Below are 19,435 nucleotides of genomic sequence, written 5' to 3' on the forward strand. Positions count from 1 at the left end.
GGCGAATAACAGGTAGCGGGCATCCGCTATGACTGAACCAGATTCCCGCCGCGACGAGACCCTTCTCGCAATTGCCAAGGCCGAGACGATAGACGCTCTGGAAGCGCTGCGCGTGGAGGCGCTGGGCAAGAAGGGCTGGGTCAGCGCGCTGCTCAAAACGCTGGGCGGGATGACGCCTGACGAACGCCAGACCGAAGGGCCGAAAATTCAGGGCGTCCGGGCTGCGATTGCCGATGCGATTGCGGCGCGTAAGGCGGAGCTGGAAACGGCAGAACTGAACGCGCGCCTCGCCAGTGAAACGCTCGACCTGACGCTGCCCGCACCTGCTGCGCCCAAGGGGAGCGTGCACCCGGTGAGCCAGGTGATGGATGAGCTGGCCGAAATTTTCGCCGACCTAGGTTTCGCGGTGGCGACGGGGCCGGAGATCGAAGACGACTGGCACAATTTCACCGCCCTCAATATGGCGGAAACCCACCCTGCGCGGGCGATGCACGATACGTTCTATTTCCCGGATCACGATGCCATGACGGTCCCCGCCTCAAGTAGCGAAGCGGTAGGCGAAAAAAGGCGCATGCTGCTACGGACACACACCTCGCCGGTTCAGATCCGCAGTATGGTGAAGCAGGGCGCGCCCATTCGGATTATCGCGCCGGGCCGCGTCTATCGCAGCGACAGCGACGCGACCCATACGCCGATGTTCCATCAGGTGGAGGGGCTGGTGATCGACCGCGATATCCATCTCGGCCACCTGAAATGGACGCTGGAAACCTTCCTCAAGGCGTTCTTCGAGCGCGAGGATATCGTCCTGCGCCTGCGCCCGTCCTACTTTCCCTTCACCGAGCCGAGCGTCGAAGTCGACGTCGGGTGGAAGGACGAAAAAGGCAGGCGAGTGCTTGGCGGAGACGGCGATGCGCCGGGCCATGGCTGGATGGAATTGCTCGGCAGCGGGATGGTCAATGCCCGTGTGCTGGAATTTGCCGGGCTCGACCCCAGCGAATGGCAGGGCTTCGCCTTCGGCGTGGGCGTCGACCGGCTGGCCATGCTGAAATACGGGATGGACGATTTGCGCGCATTTTTCGACGGCGATGGGCGCTGGCTCGATCATTACGGGTTCAGCGCGTTCGATCAGCCGACACTCTCCTCCGGTGTGGGAGCGCGGGCATGAAGTTCTCTCTCGAATGGCTGAAATACTTCCTCGAAACCGATGCCTCGGTCGAAGACGTCGCCGCTGCGCTCAACCAAATTGGCCACGAGGTCGAAGGGATTGACGGTCCTGCGGAACGTCTGGACGGTTTCCGCGTGGCCGAAGTGCTGACGGCTGCGAAGCATCCCGATGCCGACAAGCTGCAAGTCCTCAGCGTTGATACCGGCGATGGCAATCCGTTGCAGGTCGTTTGCGGTGCGCCCAATGCCCGTGCGGGCATGAAGGGCGTGCTCGGCCTGCCTGGTGCGGTGGTTCCGGCCAATGGCATGGAACTTCGTAAGAGCGCCATTCGCGGCGTCGAGAGCAATGGCATGATGTGCAGCGTGCGCGAGCTGGAGCTGGGCGAGGAGCATGACGGGATCATCGAGCTGCCCGCCGATGCGCCGGTTGGCCAGAGCTTCGCCGAGTATCACGATACCAGCCCGGTCTTCGATGTGGCGATCACGCCCGACCGTCCCGATTGCATGGGCGTGCAGGGAATCGCCCGCGATCTGGCGGCGGCTGGCCTCGGGACGTTCACGCCGGTCGAGCCGAGCGAAATTGCTGGCGACTTCCCGTGCCCGATTGAAATTCGCACCGATGATGCAGAGGGTTGCCCTGCTTTCTACGGCCGTGTCATTCGCGGGGTCGACAACAGCGTCCCCGCGCCGGAATGGATGCAGCGCCGCCTGATTGCGGCGGGTCAGCGGCCTATCTCGGCGATTGTCGATATCACCAATTACCTGATGCTCGCCTTCGGGCGGCCAGCGCATGCCTATGATCTGGCCAAGCTAAGCGGCGCGGTCGTCGCCCGCCGCGCGAAGAATGGCGAGCAGGTCGAGGCGCTCAACGAGAAGATCTATACGCTGGATGATAGCATGACGGTCATTGCCGACGATGCAGGCGTGCATGACATCGCCGGGATCATGGGCGGCCAGCATTCGGGTGTTACCGAAACGACCACCGATGTTCTGCTTGAGATTGCCTATTTCGATCCGGCATCCATCGGCGTGACCGGGCGCAAGCTGGGGCTGGCCTCCGATGCGCGCACGCGGTTCGAGCGCGGGGTGGACCCGGCGTTCCTCGATGATGGTCTGGCGATCATGACCTCGCTCATCCAGCGCATATGCGGCGGCGAGGCCAGCGAGGTGGTCCGTGCAGGCTCACCGCCAAGCGAGGCGATGACGCTCCACTTCGAACCTGACCTCGTTCGGAGGCTGGGCGGTGTCGATATCGCCGAAGACGAGCAGCTGCGCATTCTGCAGGCGCTCGATTTCGATATTGGCCACAAGCAAATCGGAGACGGCGCGACCCGCTGGCAGGTCACTGTCCCGCTGCGCCGCCATGATATTGAAGGCACAGCGGACCTTGTCGAAGAGGTTGTCCGGATTCACGGGCTCGACAAAGTGGCCAGCGTCGCCCTGCCACGCGCCGAGGGTGTGGCGCGGCCTACTGCAACGCCCCAGCAAGCGCTGGAACGCAAGCTGCGCCGCGCTGCTGCTGCCAGCGGGCTGAACGAAGCCGTCACCTGGTCATTCCTGCCTCTGCCCGATGCTGAGCATTTTTCTGATGGTGCGCCCCTGTGGGTGCTCGACAATCCGATAAGCGAAGACATGAAGGCAATGCGCCCTTCCATGCTGCCGGGTTTGCTCTTAGCCGCCAAACGCAATGCCGATCGCGGGGCAAGTACCGCGCGCCTGTTCGAAATCGGGCGGCGCTATTTCCGCGGGGAAGGCGGCGCGAGCGACGAGAAGCCGACGCTCGGAGTGATTCTCGCAGGAGAGAAAACACCGCGCGGCTGGGCCACCGGAAAAGCGGCGCATTTTGATGCCTTCGATGCGAAGTCCGCCGCTTTGGAACTGCTCGAAGCGGCGGGTGCGCCGGTCGGCAATTTGATGGTGATGGGCGATGCCGGCGAACAGTTCCATCCGGGCCAATCCGCCACTCTGCGCCTCGGCCCGAAGAATGTCCTGGCCCGCTTTGGCGCGCTGCATCCTGCTACGCTCAAGGCATTTGATGTCGACGGGCCGGTCGTTGCAGTCGAGATATTGCTCGATGCGATCCCCGCGAAGAAAGGCAACGGAGGATTCGCTCGCGCACCCTATGCGCCGCCCGCGTTGCAGGCCGTCACCCGCGACTTTGCGTTCCTCGTGCCGTTTGGATTGCCGGCTGGGGAATTGCTGCGGGCGGTGAGGGGCGCGGACAAAAAAGCCATCATTGATGCACGCATCTTCGATCTGTTCGAAGGGCAGGGCGTGCCTGAGGGCAAGAAGTCCATTGCGCTGGAGGTCACCATGCAGCCGGGCGAGAAGAGTTTCACCGACGACGAGCTGAAGGCGATTTCCGACAAGGTCGTGGCCGCCGCCGCCAAGCAGGGAGCAGAGCTGCGGGGATGATCCCGTAACCCCCGTTCGCCCTGAGCTTGTCGAAGGGCAGGCAGGTCGGCACGGGTGCTTCGACAGGCTCAGCACGAACGGTAATTTGCAATGACATCGACCACCAATTCGCCCGAAAACAGCAGGCGCACCTTTGCCATCATCTCGCACCCCGATGCGGGTAAGACCACGCTGACCGAGAAGCTGCTGCTGACCGGCGGCGCGATCCATTTGGCGGGCGAAGTCAAGGCGCGCGGGGCCGCGCGGCGGGCGCGCTCGGACTGGATGAAGATCGAGCAGCAGCGTGGGATTTCGGTCACTTCCAGCGTAATGACATTCGAGCGCGAGGGACCTGATGGCGAGACCGTCACCTTCAACCTGCTCGACACGCCGGGCCACGAAGACTTCTCCGAAGACACTTACCGAACGCTGACGGCAGTCGATTCCGCAATTATGGTGATCGACGCTGCAAAAGGCATCGAGCCGCAGACCCGCAAGCTGTTCGAGGTGTGCCGGCTGCGCAACGTGCCGATCATCACCTTCGTCAACAAGGTTGACCGCGAGGGGCGCGATCCATTCGAGACGCTGGACGAAGTGGCGGACATGCTGGCGCTGGATGTCAGCCCGCAGACATGGCCGATCGGAATGGGCGGCGAGTTCGAAGGCGTGCTGGACTTCGCCACCGGCCACGTGGCGCGGCCCGAAGGCGGCTCAAAGGAATTTCTCGGCACGTTCGACGAGGACCCTGCCATCCCCGAACGGTTTGCCGAGCAGGCTGAGCTGGCGCAGATCGGCTATCCCGAGTTTGACGCCGAGGCCTATCGCAATGGCGATCTGACCCCGGTCTACTTCGGCAGCGCTCTGAAGAACTTCGGGGTCATTAAGCTGATCGAGGCCATTGCCGAGCACGCCCCGCCGCCGCGCCCGCAGCCTGCTGGCGAGGAGCTGATCGAGCCTGCACATGACGAAGTGACCGGCTTCATCTTCAAGGTGCAGGCGAATATGGACCCCAATCACCGCGACCGTATCGCGTTCATGCGGCAGGTGTCGGGCACCTTCAAACGCGGGATGAAGCTGACGCCCAGCGGTCTGGGCAAGCCAATCGCCATTCATTCGCCGATCCTGTTTTTCGCGCAAGACCGGGAGATTGCCGACACCGCACAGGCAGGCGACATTATCGGCATTCCCAACCACGGCACACTGCGGGTGGGCGACACGCTGAGTGAAAAAGACGCGATCCGCTTTACCGGCCTGCCCAACTTCGCGCCGGAAATTCTGCGGCGCGTGCAATTGCGCGATCCTACCAAGACCAAGCAGCTGCGCAAGGCGCTGGACGATCTGTCCGAAGAGGGCGTGATTCAGGTGTTTTATCCAGAGCTGGGCGCGCAGCATATTGTCGGCGTGGTGGGCCAGCTGCAGCTCGAAGTGCTCGTGTCGCGGCTGTCGGCGGAATACAAGGTGGAGGCGGGGCTGGAAGCAGCGCCTTTCGCGACGGCCCGCTGGGTTTCGGGCGACGAGGCGGCGCTGGACGAGTTCGAGCGTTTCAACCGCGCCAATCTCGCGCGGGACCGCGACGGCGATCTGGTGTTCATGGCCAAGAGCCCGTGGGATGTCGGCTATCAGGAAGAGAAAAATCCGAAGCTGAAATTCTCGGCGACCAAGGAACGGTGACCGAAATGGGTCAGCGGGCAGTCGATCGGTATATCGGAAGCTGCCATTGCGGCACCGTCCGGTTCGCGATCGAGACCGACTTCCCTGAACTGACCACGTGCGATTGCTCGATCTGCCGCCGCAAGAATGCGCTGATGGTCAAGGTCCACGAAAGCGCATTCGAGTTGCTGGCGGGCGAAGAAGCGCTGACCGAATACCGGTTCAACACCCACACCGCGCGGCATTTTTTCTGCAGTACGTGCGGCATCTATCCGTTTCATCGCAAGCGCGTGACGCCCGATTGGGTGGGCGTAAATGTCTTTTGCCTGGACGGGTTCGATCCCGAAGGCATTCCGGTGCGCGCAACGGATGGGGCCGGGATGAGTTAAGTTGACGCTTGTCGCGATGGGGTAGCGCGCCTAGCCTTTGCCCATGGCTGAATTCTTCGATGCGCTGACCGATGATCATGCTGCCATGATCGGCAAGCAATCCGTGTTCTTCGTGGCAACGGCGGCGGCGGATGCGCGGATCAATCTCAGCCCCAAGGGCTACGACGCTTTTCGCATCCTTTCGCCAACACAGGTGGCCTATCTCGATCTGGGCGGATCGGGGAACGAGACGCATGCGCATCTGACTGCGGACGATAATGGCTCCGGGGGGCGGATCACCATCATGGTCTGCAACTTCCAGCAGCCAGCCCTGATCCTGCGGATATACGGGCGCGGGCGTCCGGTCTTGCCGCAGGATGAGGGGTGGGAGGCGCTGGCCGAGCATTTCACGCTGCTGCCCGGCACGCGGCAGATTTTCGTGATCGACATCGAAAGCGTGCAGACCAGTTGCGGCTGGGGTGTGCCTGTTATGGCGCTGGAGGCGGAGCGCAAGACTTTGCTGAAAGCGCATACACGGCTCGATGGGGAAGCATGGGTGGAGAAAGTCACCGGGCGGACCACCAGCATCGATGGCCTGCCGACCCGGCCCACCGACCGCTATATCGAAGGCGCACCGGGCACACGTCCGGACTGATACCCCTTCGCCGTGCAACTGAAGTTCGCCAGCTACAATATTCACAAGGCCGTCGGGGTGGACCGGAAACGGGACCCGCTGCGGATCATCGCCGTGCTGCGCGAAATCGACGCCGATGTGATCGCCTTGCAGGAAGCGGATTTGCGTTTCGGCGAGCGGGCCAGTGTGCTGCCGCGTGCCGCTTTGCAGGACACCGACTGGAAAGTGGTCGATGTGGCGCGCAGGCCCCGCAGCATCGGCTGGCACGGCAATGCCCTGCTGGTGCGGAGAGGGATCGAGATCGTGCGGTCGCAAGCGCTGGTTCTGCCCATGCTGGAGCCGCGCGGGGCCGTGTGCGCCGATCTGGTCGCAAAGGGCGCGCATTTTCGCGTTGTCGGGATGCATCTCGATCTGTCCGGCTTTCGCCGCCGCGACCAGTTGCATGCCGTCATCGATCACCTGGCCGCCGCCCGCCCGAAATGCCCCGAGGTGGTCATGGGGGACTACAACCAGTGGCAGATTTCTCGCGGCGCGATCCGGGCCTTCGACAAAGGCTGGCGGATGCTCGCACCGGGGCCGACCTTTCCCAGCGGCCGGCCCATCGGCCGCCTCGACCGGATGGCGATATCGCCATCGTGGCAAGTGATGGACCAGCACGTGCACCGGAGCGCGCTGTCGCATGTCGCCTCGGATCATTTGCCGGTGACCGCGAGACTAGGGATGCCTAAAAAGTAGGCATTGCGCAATTTGTAGGCAATCTGGCGGTCCCACTGCCCCAAGAATCCCCGAAATCCTGCCAAAGCGTTAACTGGCACAGCTCTTGCTCCATTTGCGAGGCGCGGGATTGCCTCCCGCAAATATCGCATTGGGCAAAAGGGGTGCGCCATGAAATTCATCATCGCCGTCATCAAGCCATTCAAGCTGGACGAGGTGCGCGAAGCACTCGGCAGCATTGGCGTGGCGGGCATGACCGTTTCCGAGGTCAAGGGCTTCGGGCGGCAAAAGGGTCAGACCGAGATTTATCGCGGGGCCGAGTATTCGACCAATATGCTTCCGAAAGTGAAGCTGGAAATCGCAGTGGGTGACGATCTGGCTGCGCAAGCCGTCGAGACCATTCAGCAGACCGCCGGGACCGAGAGCATCGGCGACGGCAAGATCTTCGTCTTCGATCTGGGCAGCGTCACGCGCATCCGCACCGGTGAAACCGGGGAGACCGCGCTGTGATCCACGCATCCGATACCAAGGGGGTAACCACCATGCGCCTCAAGCCATTCGTTACCGTTGCCGGCCTCGCGGCTGTTGTAACGGCCACTTCAGTCTCCGCCGCTGTTCCTGCGACCGATGCAGCGGCGGAGGCTGTTGCTGATGCTGTGGGCGGCGGCACTGCCTACATCCTCAACACGCTTCTCTTCCTGATCGGCGGCTTTTTGGTCATGTGGATGGCCGCAGGCTTTGCCATGCTGGAAGCCGGTCTCGTCCGGTCCAAGAACACTTCCACCCAGTGTCTCAAGAACATTGGCCTGTATTCGATTGCGGGCCTGATGTTCTGGGTCATCGGCTACAACATCGCCTATCCGGGCTTTGGCGACGATTCGCTCGGCCTATTCGGCATGGCAGGCGGCCCGTACGGAATGCAGGGCGTCGGTGAAGCCGATCTGGATACTGGATACTCGGTAGCGTCCGACTGGTTCTTCCAAATGGTCTTCTGCGCCACCACTGCTTCGATCGTCTCGGGCACTGTGGCGGAGCGGGTCAAGATCGTTCCGTTCTTCATCTTCGTGACCGTGCTGACCGGCATCATCTACCCTGTGGTGGTGAGCTGGGAGTGGGGCGGTGGCTACCTCGACTCGGTTTGGGGCTTCAGCGACTTCGCAGGCTCCACTCTGGTGCATTCGACTGGCGGCTGGGCAGCTCTCGTCGGTGCTCTCATCATCGGCTCGCGGGCCGGACGATACGGCGCGGATGGCAAGGTCAACGTGTTCCCGGGTTCGAACATTCCTCTCGCAACGCTTGGTACGTTTATCCTGTGGCTTGGCTGGTTCGGCTTCAACGGTGCCTCGCAGCTTGCGATGGGTACGGTCGGCGATGCCTCGGATGTGTCCAAGATCTTCGTAAACACCAATATGGCCGCTGCTGGCGGTGTGGTGGTCGCGATTGTTCTGACGCAGCTGCGCTATAAGAAGGCTGACGTGACCATGGCGCTGAACGGCGCACTGGCCGGCCTCGTATCGATCACTGCAGAACCGCTTGCGCCTTCCGTAGGCCAGTCGATCCTGATCGGCGGCATTGGCGGGGCCATCGTGGTCTTCACCGTTCCGCTGCTCGACAAGCTGAAAATCGACGATGTCGTCGGCGCGATCCCGGTCCACCTTGTGGCTGGTATCTGGGGCACGCTGATCGTTGCCTGGACCGGCGATGCAACTTTTGTTGGCCAGTTGGTCGGTGTGTTGCTGACCGCCGTATGGGTCAGCGCAGCATCCGCCATCGTCTGGCTTGCTCTGAAATACACCATCGGCGTCCGTCCGACGGCTGAAGAAGAGCAGATCGGCCTCGACCAGGCAGAGATCGGCGTCGAAGCCTATCCCGAATTCGCTCGGGGCACCTGAGCGCACCTAATTGGTGGGCCGGGCGGACCCTCTCCCCCGCCCGGCCCACCGATCTTTGTTCCTCCTGCGAACAGACAACTTAATGAGCCGGGGTGTAAGAACCTCGGCTCTTTTTTGTCTGGGTGTGTTTGTTTCGTGCGCCTACATCCGTGGGCGCGTCCTCGGTGCTGTTTCGACCCTGCGGGTTGAGCACCTGCGGGGCGGCCGCGTGGCCTTGCGGCCTGCTGGTCGCAGGCCGTGCTCCGCAGCAAGGTTGATGGCTTGGAATGTTCTGGGGCCGAGAGGCCCCACAATGGCCGACCGGCCGCCCGCAGCGACGCGCCTGAAAGGCGTGTTAGCGAGGATAGCTTGACGGAGCGAATGCGACCGCCGGCGCTTGAGGCCAAAAAATTCACCCCGCCCGCAGGGTCTCAAACAAAGATTCCCGCGCGAAACGCAGCGCCTACATCTGAGTCAGCGCACCTACTCCGCCGCCATCACGAAGTCTGCGCATCTTTCGCCGATCATTATGCTGGGGGCGTTGGTGTTGCCGCTTACCAGCCTTGGCATGATCGAGGCATCGGCGACCCACAGGCCGTCTACGCCGCGCGCTTTCAACTTCGTGTCGACCACTGAATCCTCGTCCGATCCCATCCGGCACGTACCGACCGGGTGATAGACCGTGTCGGCGCGGTTGCGGATCAGTTCGTCCAGGGCATTCTCGTCGTTCAAATCGACTGCGTGCCGGTCTTTCGGCGCGTAGCCGGAAAGCGGCGGCGCATCGACGATCCGGTGGGACAGGCGCACCCCTTCTCTCAGCACAGCAATGTCGCGGTCATCGTCGAGGAAGTTGGGATCGATCCGGGGCGCATCCTTCGCGTCGCCTGAATTCAGCCGCACAGTACCTCGGCTCTCTGGTCGCAGGACACAGGCGTGGAGCGAGAAGCCATGCCCCTTCACCTTTTCGCGCCCGTGGTCCTCCAGCATGGCAGGCACAAAATGCCACTGTACATCGGGTGCGGGGGCATCCGGCATGACGCTCCAGAACCCGCCGCTTTCAGCATAGGGCGAGGTCATGATGCCGGTACGCTTGCGGCGATGTTCGATGATGGCCTTGGCCATGCGCATCGTGCCTTCGACGCTATCGCCGATGGGCTCGCGGCTCTCCGTTTCCCAGCTGGACACATAATCGATGTGGTCCTGCAGATCGCTGCCCACAGCGGGCCGGTCGACTTTGACTGCAATTCCGTGCGATTTCAGATGCTCGGCAGGTCCAATGCCGGAGAGCATCAGGATTTGCGGGCTGTTGAACGCGCCAGCCGAGAGGATCACGCCCTTGCGCGCCGTCAGCGTTTCGGTGCGTCGTCCGCGTTTCACGACTACACCGGTGACCTTCCCGCCCTCGATCACCAGCTTTTGCGTCATGGTGCCAGTGCGGATGTCGATATTGGACTGGTCGCGAATCGGCTCGACATAGGCGCGCGCAGCCGACCACCGCTCGCCGCCTCGCTGGGTCACCTGATACATGCCGAACCCGGCCTGGCTGTCATCGTTGAAGTCGTCGTTCTGCGGCAATTGCAGCTTGGCCGCGCTCTCGACAAAGGCCTTGCTGACCGGGTTGGGATAATGCTGGTCCGAGACGAACAGCGGCCCGCCCGCGCCGTGATAATCATCGCCGCCGCGCTCGTTGGCTTCGGATTTTATGAACCACGGCAGTACATCATCGTAAGACCAGCCATCGCAACCGAGCGCCGCCCAATTGTCGTAATCATATCGGTTGCCGCGAATATAGACCATCGCATTGATCGCGCTCGATCCGCCCAGCCCCTTGCCGCGCGGTTGGTAGCCGATGCGGCCATTCAGCCCCTTTTGCGGGACCGTGTCGTAGCGGTAATTGGCGTTTTTCAGCAGGAACGGCATCATGCCCGGGGTCTTGACCAGCATGTTGTTGTTGCGCCCGCCGGCCTCGACCAGACAGACCGAGCGTGTGCCGTCGACGGCCAGCCGTCCTGCCACTGCAGACCCGGCGGACCCGCCGCCTATTACGATGTAATCATATTGGCTCATGCAACCTCTCCTTGGCCGGAGGGGTTAGTGGGCGCGGACCTTTGCTTCAATCGGCATTTGGTCGGGGGTATTGGTTTGCGGCTCACCGGCCGCTCGATGACGTGCGGCCCAGCGCGCGCGAATTGTGTCGGATGTGTCGCGGCTGCCGTCGTGGGTCCAGCCCGGCTCGCGCAAGAGATAAGATAATTTGTGCCGCATGGGCGCGCGCCAGATGTCGCTTATCATCCCGATCCATTCATGGAAGACGGCCCACAGCAAATTGAAGCTGCCCAGCTGCTTCACAATGCCATAGCGGATGCGCTCCTGATCGGGCAGCTCCTCCTGAAACGTGCCGAACATCCGGTCCCACACAATGAAAACACCGGCATAGTTGCGGTCCAGATAGCGCGGGTTGGTCGCATGGTGGACACGGTGATGGCTCGGCGTGTTCATCACCGCTTCGAACCAGCGCGGCATCTTGCCGATCGCCTCGGTGTGGATCCAGAACTGGTAGATCAGGTTGAAGCCCCCGCAGATGGCGATCATCGCCGGGTGGAAACCGAGCAGGGCCAGCGGCAGAGCAAACAACAGGCCAAAGGTGAATGCGCCGGTCCAGCTCTGCCGTAGGGCGGTCGAGAGGTTGTAATGCTGGCTGGAATGGTGGTTCACGTGGCTTGCCCACATCCACCGGATGCGGTGGCCGGCGCGGTGGACCCAGTAATACTTAAGATCGTCGAGCACGAAGCACAGCGGCCAGGCCCACCATGCCCAGCCGACATCGAACAGCCGGTACTCATAGGCCGCAATGAACACTGCAACGGCGAACCCGCCGAACAGCAACCCGGCGACCGTGCTGCCAAGGCCGAAACTCAGGCTGACCAGAGTGTCGCGTGGCTCGTAAGCGTCAGGGCGGCGCATGCGGGCCCAGATCATCTCGATCAGGACCAGCGCCACGAAGCCCGGCACAGCATAATCGGTTGGAGAAAAGTCAGGCATGGTCTGCATCCGATAGGCGATTGATCGCGTCGGCCCAAGTGTTCGCATCCTCGATTGCCAGCACCACCGTGCCAAAGCGCCGCTCCCCGCAATCGACGTCCAGCATGATGTCGTCCCCATCCTGCAGGATCCGCGCGGTCGCACCGGCCCTCAGAATACGCGCCGCGATATGCCCGCCATGCGGGCGCAGCACCATGATCCCGCCCCTTGCGTCCTGCGCCAGAGCGGCGATCCCGTGCCGGTCGCGCGCGATGGCAACCGGTTCGTAGCCATCCTCCGCCTGCCCCGCCGCCAGCCGGACGGCTTCGTCGCTATCCAGCGTGGGCCGCGCGCCCAGACCCAGCTTTCCGGTCAGCCACGCAAGCACAAGGATGGCCAGCAGAGAGCCGCCGAATTGCAGAACCACCGGAGAGAACAGGTCGGTCATCGGTTGGACTTCCGAACGGTTTTGCCGCGCGGATTACTCGCTGCTCCTGGCGGCGAACATATCCATGGCCGGGCGGATGGGTGACACGTCATAGCCCGCCTGCGCGGCCGCTCTGGTCACCGATTCGGGATCGCCCCCGCAGCTTGCCTGAGCGAGCGACCAGAGGAAGGTGGAGCGTGTGCCCGAGCGGCAATAGGCCAGCACCTTGCCCCCGGAACTGTCCAGCGCCTGCGCCATCGCCTCCACTTGCGGCTGGCTGAAGCCCGCCGAGGTGACGGGAATAGCGCAGTAATCCAGCCCGATTTCTTTCGCCGCAGCCTCTATCACTGCACCATCGGGCTGACCGGCTTCCTCCCCGTCGGGCCGGTTGTTGATCACCAGCGTGACCCCCTGATTTTTTGCCAAAGCAAGCTGCTCCGGCACGATTTGCGGGCTGGCGAGAACCGTATCCGAAAGAGTTCTGAAATCGGCCATCGGGTGAGTCCTTGGGATAATGCAGCGAAAGTATGCTGCTGGAAGTAGCACGTAGCGCCCATGCTACAATCGCAAATCATTGCCCAGCTTGAAGCAAATCCGACACAATTCTCCGCGATAGATGAGCCTCACGTTAATTCATTCGCGCAGACATGGCTTTTGCGCTACGTAGATCGTGCATAACTGCGGGATTCGGCCATCCGGGACCTCCGGCTGCGGGATTTTGCGAATTGGCGCACTGGTTACCGTCCCGGGTGCGCCTTCATTGATGAGCGGACGGACGATTAAGGTACTAGACGAGTTATGGGTTACGACAGAGGACGTCGCAAAGGTCGCGACAAGCGGGACAATATCGGCGAAGACAGCTTCGATCCGTTCGGCGGAGGCAGCGGTTTCGGCGGTAATGACCGTGGCGGCGATCGCGGCGGCTATGGCGGCGGCGGTGGCAACCGGGGCGGCTATGGCGGCGGTGGCGGCGGCTACAATAGCGGCGGTGATCGCGGCGGCTTCGGCGGCGGCGGCGGCGGCGGCCCGCGTGGCGGCGGCGGTGGTGGTGGCGGTGGCGGCGGTTTCAACCGTATGCCCGCCCAGGTTGTCGGAACCGGCAAGGGAACGGTAAAGTTCTTCAACGCGCAAAAGGGCTTCGGCTTCATCCAGCAGGATGAGGGCGGCGAAGACGTCTTCGTGCACATTTCTGCTGTCGAACGTGCCGGCCTCGAAGGCCTCGGCGAAGGTCAGGGCCTTGAATACAATCTCGTCGATCGCGGCGGCAAGGTTTCGGCACAGGATCTGCAGATTGTCGGTGATGTCGTCGAAGTGCAGGGCGGCGGAGGCGGTGCGGATCGCGGCGGTGCACCCCGGCGCGAGCTGACCGGCGAGAAAGCCACCGGCACGGTCAAGTTCTTCAACTCCATGAAGGGCTTTGGCTTCCTAGTCCGCGATGACGGCCAGCCCGATGCGTTCGTGCATATCAGTGCTGTCGAGCGCTCTGGCCTGTCGCAGATCAATGAAGGCGAACGCTACGAATTCGATCTCGAAGTGGACCGACGAGGCAAGCATTCGGCGGTGAATCTGGTGCCTGCCCAAGGCTGATACCGGACCACCTTCGAAGGCTGTTTGACCGTTTGCGCGGCGCGGCCTAAACCCAATCCAAATGGCGGCTCCTGAGGGGTCGCCATTTGTGTTTCGCGAACCACCCACCTGTCCCGAGGATTTCGACGATGTCCATCACTCCGCTCATGCCTGTCTATCCGCGCTGCGGCGTTCGCCCCGTGCGCGGCGAGCATTGCCACCTGATCGACGAGGACGGGACCCGCTATCTCGACTTTGCGAGCGGTATCGCCGTGAACCTGCTCGGCCACAGCCATGAAGGGCTGATCAGAGCCATTCAGGAACAGGCGGCCACGCTGATGCACGTGTCAAACCTCTATGGCAGTCCGCAAGGTGAGGCTCTGGCGCAGCAGCTGGTCGACAACACATTCGGTGACACGGCATTCTTCTGCAATTCTGGTGCCGAGGCGGTCGAAACCGCGATCAAGACCGCGCGCGCCTATCACCAGCACGAAGGCGGCGACGAGAACCGCACCGAACTCATCACCTTTGCGAACGCTTTTCACGGCCGGACAATGGCCACGATCAGCGCCAGCAACCAGACCAAGATGCACAAGGGCTTCCGGCCCTTGCTGCGCGGCTTCATGTATTCCGAGTTCGATGATCTCGATGCGGTGAAGGAACTGATCAACGAGCGGACAGCGGGCTTTCTGGTCGAGCCGATCCAGGGTGAGGGCGGCATTCGCCCGGCATCGCAGGAATTCATGACGGGCCTGCGCGCATTGGCCGACGAACATGATCTGATGCTGGTGCTGGACGAGGTGCAATGCGGCGTGGCACGCACGGGCAAGCTCTATGCTCACGAACATTACGGGATCGAGCCCGATATTCTGGCCACTGCAAAGGGGATCGGTGGCGGGTTCCCGCTGGGTGCCTGCATCGCGACCGAGAAGGCGGCGCGCGGCATGGGCTTTGGCACCCACGGCTCGACCTACGGCGGCAACCCGCTGGCGATGGCGGCGGGCAAGGCCGTGCTCGACACGGTGGCGAACGAGGAGTTCCTTGCCGAAGTGACCGAGAAGGGCGAGCGTATCCGCACCCGGCTGGAGCAGTTCATCGGCAATTATCCCGACCTGTTCGAGCTGGTGCGCGGTAAGGGCCTGATGCTGGGTATCAAGATGAAGGTCGAAAGCCGGCCGTTCTTCGTGCACCTGCGCGATAACCATCAATTGCTGATGGTGGCTGCTGGCGACCAGACGTTGCGGGTGCTCCCGCCGCTGGTAATCGGCGATGCAGAGATCGAGGAGTTCTTTGACAAGCTGTCCGCAGGCGCGGCGAGCTATGCGATTCCGGAAGCTGCGTGATGTCTGAGACACGCTCGCCCCGGCACTTTCTCGATCTGTCCGATGCAGGCGCCGATGCGATTGCCGCGATGATCAATGACGCGCAGGACCGCAAGGCTGCGCGGCGCGATCTACCCAAGGGCGCGGCCGATGCCGATGCTCGGCTGGCGGGCCGCGTGCTGGCGATGATTTTCGAGAAAAGCTCGACCCGCACACGCGTCAGCTTCGACATGGCCATGCGTCAGCTGGGCGGCAGCGCCATCGTCATGGAGGCGGGCAGCATGCAGCTCGGGAGGGGCGAGAGCATCGCCGATACGGCGCGCGTGCTCAGCCGAATGGTCGATGCCATCATGATCCGCACCGACGATCACGCGAAGATCGAGGAGCTGGCGGCCAATGCCAGTGTGCCGGTTATCAACGGCCTGACCGATCGCAGCCATCCCTGCCAGATCGTCGCTGACCTGCTGACAGTGATCGAACACGGCAAAGCCCTGCCGGGGCTGGAAGTCGCCTGGCTGGGCGACGGCAACAATGTGCTGCATTCCATTCTCGAAGCGGCGGGCCTTATGAAGTTTAACGTCCGTGTCGGTTGCCCGTCCGGTTATGAGCCGGAGGCAGAATTTGTCCGTATGGCCGAGGCCGGAGGTGCGCGCGTGGATGTGACACGCGATGCGGTCGCGGCTGCCAAAGACGCCGATGTGATCGTCACCGACACTTGGGTCTCGATGGGGCAAGAGCATGCCTCGGCCAAACTGGATGCGATGCAGCCGTTCCGCGTTGATGCGGCGCTGATGGCGCAGGCGAAGCCCGATGCGCTGTTCCTTCACTGCCTGCCCGCCCATGTGGGCGACGAAGTAACGCAGGATGTGATCGAGGGGCCGCAATCGGTGGTCTTCGACGAAGCAGAAAACCGCATTCATGCGCAGAAATCGATCCTGCGCTGGGCATTCGGCCAGCTGTAGCGGGGACGGGCAACAGCAGCTTGGGGGTGGTAGCGGGCCGGATCGTCCCCATATCGCCGCCATGCTGACCACCACCGAAACCTTTTCCGACAGCCTCCTCGGCTTCTCTATTCCGGGCCGCGATGCGCGTGGACGCGGCGTGCGGCTGGATGATGTCGTCGATGTGATCTTGTCCGCACACGCTTACCCCCCGGCCATTACCCATTTGCTGGGAGAAGCGCTGGTGGTGGCAGCGCTGATCGGCGGCACGATCGACAAGGGCGAGGGCCAGCTGACTTTGCAGGCTCAGGCGCAAAATGGCGCGGTGCGTCTGCTGGTCTGCGATTATCGCGGCGGCGAATTGCGCGGCTATGCTGATTTCGATGCGGAGCGCGTGGCTTCCCTTGGGCCGACTCCCGATCTGGAGGCTCTGTTCGGAAGCGGGCATCTGGCGATTACCTTCGACATGAATGACGAACGGGGCCGCTATCAGGGCATCGTTCCGCTCGAAGGCGCGTCACTGGCCGCCGCATGTGAGGCTTACTTCGTGCAGTCGCAGCAGGTGCCGACATTGATCCGGGTGGCGGTGAATGCAGGCGTGGACGGAGTGCGGGCAGGCGGATTGCTGATCCAGCATTTGCCGCAAGGCGAGCAGGGCCGCGAGCGGCTGCATGTGCGCCTCGATCATCCCCATTGGGAGCATGTCGCCATATTGGGCGGCTCGGTCAAAGATGCCGAATTGCTCGATCCCGACCTTTCGATGGAGGCGTTGGTCTGGCGTCTGTTCCACGAGGAAGAAGAAGTTCGGGTCACGCCGGGCGAGCCGATTTCGCGCGGATGTCGCTGCACGGTAGAGCATTATGAGAGTGTGATTTCCGGCTTCCCCGCAGCGGAGCGCGACGAAATGCGTGACGAGAACGGAAAGATCGTTGTCGATTGCGCGTTTTGCTCGAAACTGTTCACGCTGGAGGCCTGAGCCCCTACGCGGCGAATTAGCGCTTGGGGGCTCACCTCGCTTGGGCTAGCCGAGGCCGCATGAACACGACGACTTCTCCTGCCGCAGTGGTTCTCCTCTCGGGTGGACTGGATTCCATGGTGAGCGCTGCGCTGGCGAGCAAGCAGGGCTTTAATGTTTTCGCGCTGACGATCGATTACGGCCAGCGTCATGTGCGCGAATTGCAATCCGCGCGGGCGATTGCCAAGCAGCTTGGCCTCGCCAAACACAGTGAAATCGCGCTCGATCTGCGCAGCTTCGGCGGATCGGCGCTGACCGACGATATCGAGGTGCCCAAGGGCGGCGTGGGTGATGACATTCCCGTCACCTATGTCCCGGCGCGCAATCTGGTTTTCCTCGCCCTGACCACCGCCTTTGCCGAAGCAAGCGGGGCTAACGACATTTTTATCGGAGTGAATGCGCTCGATTACTCCGGTTATCCCGATTGCCGCCCCGAATTCATCGCCAGTTTTGCCGAGACGGCGCGGCTGGGTACCAAGAGCGGCGTGGAGGGCGCGCCCTTCACAATCCATGCCCCGCTGCAGCATATGACCAAAGCGGATATCGCCCGCGAGGCGCACCGTTTGGGTCTCGACCCTGCGTGGAGCTGGTCGTGCTACGACCCGACACCAGACGGCCTGGCCTGCGGAGAATGCGACAGCTGCCGCCTGCGCAAGAAGGGTTTTGATGAAGCCGGACTTGTAGACGGCACGGTTTACGGCAACAACGGGCAAACAGCGCACTCGGCAATCGGGGCCATCCATCGGGAGACGTGATTTGACGGCGGAAACCAACCAGGCCGAGCAGCCTGACGTCACGGCACCGGAGGCCGATGCCAAGGTCCCGGCCTATAGCTGGTATGCTCTTGGCGTTCTGGTGATCGTCTACGTTCTCAACTTCGTCGACCGGAACATCATCTCGATTCTGGCTGAGGATATCAAAGCCGATCTGGGTCTGCGCGACGACCAGATCGGGTTCCTCTATGGAACCGCTTTCGGCGTGTTTTACGCGCTGTTCGGTATTCCCCTGGGCAAGCTGGCAGACAATTGGCACCGCATCCGGCTGATGACGGCGGGTCTGTTTATCTGGTCCGCCTTCACCGCCCTGTCGGGGTTTGCCAAGAGCTTCACTGCGCTTAGCGTCGCGAGGATTGGCGTGGGCGTCGGTGAGGCGACCGCCAGCCCGAGCGCCTACTCGCTGATTTCCGACTGGTTTCCGAAGAAGATGCGCGCAACCGCGCTCGCGATCTATTCGTCCGGCCTGTATATTGGCGGCGGTATCTCGCTGCTGATCGGCGGGGCCATCGTCGAGAATTGGAACGAGGCCTATCCGGTCGACGCCCCGCTGGGACTGGCGGGGTGGCAAGCGGCGTTCATCGCAGTCGGCTTGCCCGGTATTCTGCTCGCCTGCCTCGTCTTTACCCTGCGCGAGCCATTGCGCGGCCAGAGCGACGGCATCATCACGCCGCCAGCCAAGGATCCGTTCCGCGGCTTTGCGCGCGAACTTGTCGCGGTCATCCCGCCCTTCACATTGATTGGAGCGGCGCAAGCGGGGCCGAAAGGCATTGCCACCAACCTGGCGGGCATGCTCGTGATCGGGGGAGCCGCCTACGCATTGGCTGTCGCGACGGGCAGCTACCAGCAATGGATTGCCGTGGGCATCGGCTATTATGCGATCTTCTCTTGGGCCTCGACCTTGAAGCGCCGTGATGAAGCTGCGTTCAAGCTGATCTGGGGAACACCGGCCTTCCTGACGACAATTCTGGGTTACGGGATGGTCGCCTTCATGTCCTACGCCGCCTCGTTCTGGGCGGCCCCTTACGCCATCCGGATCCTCGGCGAAGCGCCGTCTACGGCGGGCTTCTGGATTGGCGGCCCGGGTGCTCTGGGCGGCTTTCTGGGTGTGATCCTCGGCGGTGCGGCTGCCGACTACCTGCGCAAGAGAAATCCGGCTGGACGACTTCTGGTGGTCGCTTTCGGTCTCGTGGGGGCGGCACCGTTCCTGTTCCTGATGTTCACGACCGAATCGACGCTGGTCTTTTACGTCGCCGCCTTCTTCCAGTCCGTCTTCGGCAGCTCGGCATTGGGCGGGGCTGCGGCGACTTCGCAGGATCTCGTCCTGCCGCGGATGCGCGGCACGGCGACGGCGACATTCTTCCTTTCGACAACCTTGGTGGGCCTGGCGCTTGGCCCGTATATGGCCGGACAGGTTTCGACGCTCAGCGAGAGCCTCTCGACCGGGGGGCTTAGCCTACTGATCGCGGTGCCGATCGGGTTGGTGCTCCTGTTGGTGGCGTATCGCACGGTGCCGGAGGCGGAGCGCACTCTGATCGAGCGCGCCCGTGCCGCCGGCGAGGATGTCTAGGATAG

The 19,435-nt window shown here is 62.6% G+C and carries 18 protein-coding genes; 14 read left to right on the forward strand and 4 right to left on the reverse strand.

The features are described 5' to 3' along the window. Window positions 1-28 precede the first annotated feature (28 nt). From pheS to ACFCW2_RS06135, 8 genes are all read left to right on the forward strand, one after another. A complete protein-coding gene (gene pheS, locus ACFCW2_RS06100) occupies window positions 29-1,165 on the forward strand; it encodes a phenylalanine--tRNA ligase subunit alpha (RefSeq protein ID WP_379548738.1) in 1,137 nt (378 codons plus the stop codon). Beyond that, on the forward strand, window positions 1,162-3,579 hold the full coding sequence (gene pheT / locus ACFCW2_RS06105) for a phenylalanine--tRNA ligase subunit beta (protein ID WP_379548739.1): 2,418 nt from the start codon (window positions 1,162-1,164) through the stop codon (window positions 3,577-3,579). Before pheS ends, pheT begins: the two co-directional genes overlap by 4 nt. Window positions 3,580-3,669: 90 nt before the next feature. After that, window positions 3,670-5,229: a peptide chain release factor 3 gene (locus ACFCW2_RS06110; RefSeq protein ID WP_379548740.1), complete on the forward strand. Its 1,560-nt coding sequence runs from the start codon at window positions 3,670-3,672 to the stop codon at window positions 5,227-5,229. A 5-nt stretch (window positions 5,230-5,234) separates the two neighbouring features. Continuing rightward, the gene (locus ACFCW2_RS06115) at window positions 5,235-5,597 is read left to right on the forward strand and encodes a GFA family protein (RefSeq protein WP_379548741.1); all 363 of its coding nucleotides are present in this window, start codon (window positions 5,235-5,237) and stop codon (window positions 5,595-5,597) included. A gap of 43 nt (window positions 5,598-5,640) precedes the next feature. Further along, window positions 5,641-6,231 (forward strand): pyridoxamine 5'-phosphate oxidase family protein, encoded by a 591-nt coding sequence (locus tag ACFCW2_RS06120; protein WP_379548742.1) that lies wholly within the window; start codon window positions 5,641-5,643, stop codon window positions 6,229-6,231. A gap of 12 nt (window positions 6,232-6,243) precedes the next feature. Then, on the forward strand, window positions 6,244-6,945 hold the full coding sequence (locus tag ACFCW2_RS06125; RefSeq protein ID WP_379548743.1) for an endonuclease/exonuclease/phosphatase family protein: 702 nt from the start codon (window positions 6,244-6,246) through the stop codon (window positions 6,943-6,945). Between the two features lie 150 nt (window positions 6,946-7,095). Next, window positions 7,096-7,434 carry a P-II family nitrogen regulator gene (locus tag ACFCW2_RS06130; RefSeq protein ID WP_379548744.1) on the forward strand — a complete coding sequence of 113 codons (339 nt, stop codon included), beginning with the start codon at window positions 7,096-7,098 and terminating at the stop codon, window positions 7,432-7,434. A 32-nt stretch (window positions 7,435-7,466) separates the two neighbouring features. Beyond that, window positions 7,467-8,816: an ammonium transporter gene (locus ACFCW2_RS06135; RefSeq protein WP_379548745.1), complete on the forward strand. Its 1,350-nt coding sequence runs from the start codon at window positions 7,467-7,469 to the stop codon at window positions 8,814-8,816. A 462-nt stretch (window positions 8,817-9,278) separates the two neighbouring features. Here the strand turns inward: ACFCW2_RS06135 and ACFCW2_RS06140 are convergent, their stop codons facing one another. From ACFCW2_RS06140 to ACFCW2_RS06155, 4 genes are read right to left on the reverse strand one after another with little or no spacing between them, the layout of a single operon-like run. After that, window positions 9,279-10,862 carry a GMC family oxidoreductase gene (locus ACFCW2_RS06140; RefSeq protein WP_379548746.1) on the reverse strand — a complete coding sequence of 528 codons (1,584 nt, stop codon included), beginning with the start codon at window positions 10,860-10,862 and terminating at the stop codon, window positions 9,279-9,281. A gap of 24 nt (window positions 10,863-10,886) precedes the next feature. Beyond that, entirely contained in the window at window positions 10,887-11,837 is a 951-nt protein-coding gene (locus ACFCW2_RS06145) for a sterol desaturase family protein (RefSeq protein WP_379548747.1), read from the reverse strand. After that, window positions 11,830-12,264 (reverse strand): hypothetical protein, encoded by a 435-nt coding sequence (locus ACFCW2_RS06150; protein ID WP_379548748.1) that lies wholly within the window; start codon window positions 12,262-12,264, stop codon window positions 11,830-11,832. Before ACFCW2_RS06150 ends, ACFCW2_RS06145 begins: the two co-directional genes overlap by 8 nt. 33 nt (window positions 12,265-12,297) lie before the next feature. Next, window positions 12,298-12,738: a TIGR01244 family sulfur transferase gene (locus ACFCW2_RS06155; RefSeq protein ID WP_379548749.1), complete on the reverse strand. Its 441-nt coding sequence runs from the start codon at window positions 12,736-12,738 to the stop codon at window positions 12,298-12,300. A gap of 303 nt (window positions 12,739-13,041) precedes the next feature. On the opposite strand from ACFCW2_RS06155, the gene ACFCW2_RS06160 reads away from it, so the two are divergent. The 6 genes from ACFCW2_RS06160 (at window position 13,042) to ACFCW2_RS06185 (ending at window position 19,430) form a co-directional block, all read left to right on the forward strand. Beyond that, a complete protein-coding gene (locus tag ACFCW2_RS06160; protein WP_379548750.1) occupies window positions 13,042-13,830 on the forward strand; it encodes a cold-shock protein in 789 nt (262 codons plus the stop codon). Between the two features lie 128 nt (window positions 13,831-13,958). Next, the gene (locus ACFCW2_RS06165; RefSeq protein WP_379548751.1) at window positions 13,959-15,152 is read left to right on the forward strand and encodes an aspartate aminotransferase family protein; all 1,194 of its coding nucleotides are present in this window, start codon (window positions 13,959-13,961) and stop codon (window positions 15,150-15,152) included. Next, window positions 15,152-16,093, forward strand: a complete 942-nt coding sequence (gene argF, locus ACFCW2_RS06170; protein ID WP_379548752.1) for an ornithine carbamoyltransferase — start codon at window positions 15,152-15,154, stop codon at window positions 16,091-16,093. Before ACFCW2_RS06165 ends, argF begins: the two co-directional genes overlap by 1 nt. 61 nt (window positions 16,094-16,154) lie before the next feature. Further along, window positions 16,155-17,048 (forward strand): Hsp33 family molecular chaperone HslO, encoded by an 894-nt coding sequence (locus tag ACFCW2_RS06175; RefSeq protein WP_379548753.1) that lies wholly within the window; start codon window positions 16,155-16,157, stop codon window positions 17,046-17,048. Between the two features lie 59 nt (window positions 17,049-17,107). Next, complete coding sequence (gene queC, locus ACFCW2_RS06180; protein ID WP_379548754.1) at window positions 17,108-17,842, forward strand: 7-cyano-7-deazaguanine synthase QueC; 735 nt, start codon at window positions 17,108-17,110, stop codon at window positions 17,840-17,842. A 1-nt stretch (window position 17,843) separates the two neighbouring features. Further along, window positions 17,844-19,430: a spinster family MFS transporter gene (locus tag ACFCW2_RS06185; RefSeq protein ID WP_379548755.1), complete on the forward strand. Its 1,587-nt coding sequence runs from the start codon at window positions 17,844-17,846 to the stop codon at window positions 19,428-19,430. The last annotated feature ends 5 nt before the right edge of the window (window positions 19,431-19,435 follow it).

This window comes from Qipengyuania algicola, assembly GCF_042492175.1.
Taxonomy (GTDB): domain Bacteria; phylum Pseudomonadota; class Alphaproteobacteria; order Sphingomonadales; family Sphingomonadaceae; genus CAJXSN01.

What these genes read in the sequence shown, in the direction of transcription:
- pheS (WP_379548738.1), top strand. Translation starts at nt 29, where the DNA reads ATGACTGAACCAGATTCCCGCCGCGACGAGACCCTTCTCGCAATTGCC.
- pheT (WP_379548739.1), top strand. Translation starts at nt 1,162, where the DNA reads ATGAAGTTCTCTCTCGAATGGCTGAAATACTTCCTCGAAACCGATGCC.
- ACFCW2_RS06110 (WP_379548740.1), top strand. Translation starts at nt 3,670, where the DNA reads ATGACATCGACCACCAATTCGCCCGAAAACAGCAGGCGCACCTTTGCC.
- ACFCW2_RS06115 (WP_379548741.1), top strand. Translation starts at nt 5,235, where the DNA reads ATGGGTCAGCGGGCAGTCGATCGGTATATCGGAAGCTGCCATTGCGGC.
- ACFCW2_RS06120 (WP_379548742.1), top strand. Translation starts at nt 5,641, where the DNA reads ATGGCTGAATTCTTCGATGCGCTGACCGATGATCATGCTGCCATGATC.
- ACFCW2_RS06130 (WP_379548744.1), top strand. Translation starts at nt 7,096, where the DNA reads ATGAAATTCATCATCGCCGTCATCAAGCCATTCAAGCTGGACGAGGTG.
- ACFCW2_RS06135 (WP_379548745.1), top strand. Translation starts at nt 7,467, where the DNA reads ATGCGCCTCAAGCCATTCGTTACCGTTGCCGGCCTCGCGGCTGTTGTA.
- ACFCW2_RS06140 (WP_379548746.1), bottom strand. Translation starts at nt 10,862, where the DNA reads ATGAGCCAATATGATTACATCGTAATAGGCGGCGGGTCCGCCGGGTCT.
- ACFCW2_RS06145 (WP_379548747.1), bottom strand. Translation starts at nt 11,837, where the DNA reads ATGCCTGACTTTTCTCCAACCGATTATGCTGTGCCGGGCTTCGTGGCG.
- ACFCW2_RS06150 (WP_379548748.1), bottom strand. Translation starts at nt 12,264, where the DNA reads ATGACCGACCTGTTCTCTCCGGTGGTTCTGCAATTCGGCGGCTCTCTG.
- ACFCW2_RS06155 (WP_379548749.1), bottom strand. Translation starts at nt 12,738, where the DNA reads ATGGCCGATTTCAGAACTCTTTCGGATACGGTTCTCGCCAGCCCGCAA.
- ACFCW2_RS06160 (WP_379548750.1), top strand. Translation starts at nt 13,042, where the DNA reads ATGGGTTACGACAGAGGACGTCGCAAAGGTCGCGACAAGCGGGACAAT.
- ACFCW2_RS06165 (WP_379548751.1), top strand. Translation starts at nt 13,959, where the DNA reads ATGTCCATCACTCCGCTCATGCCTGTCTATCCGCGCTGCGGCGTTCGC.
- argF (WP_379548752.1), top strand. Translation starts at nt 15,152, where the DNA reads ATGTCTGAGACACGCTCGCCCCGGCACTTTCTCGATCTGTCCGATGCA.
- ACFCW2_RS06175 (WP_379548753.1), top strand. Translation starts at nt 16,155, where the DNA reads ATGCTGACCACCACCGAAACCTTTTCCGACAGCCTCCTCGGCTTCTCT.
- queC (WP_379548754.1), top strand. Translation starts at nt 17,108, where the DNA reads ATGAACACGACGACTTCTCCTGCCGCAGTGGTTCTCCTCTCGGGTGGA.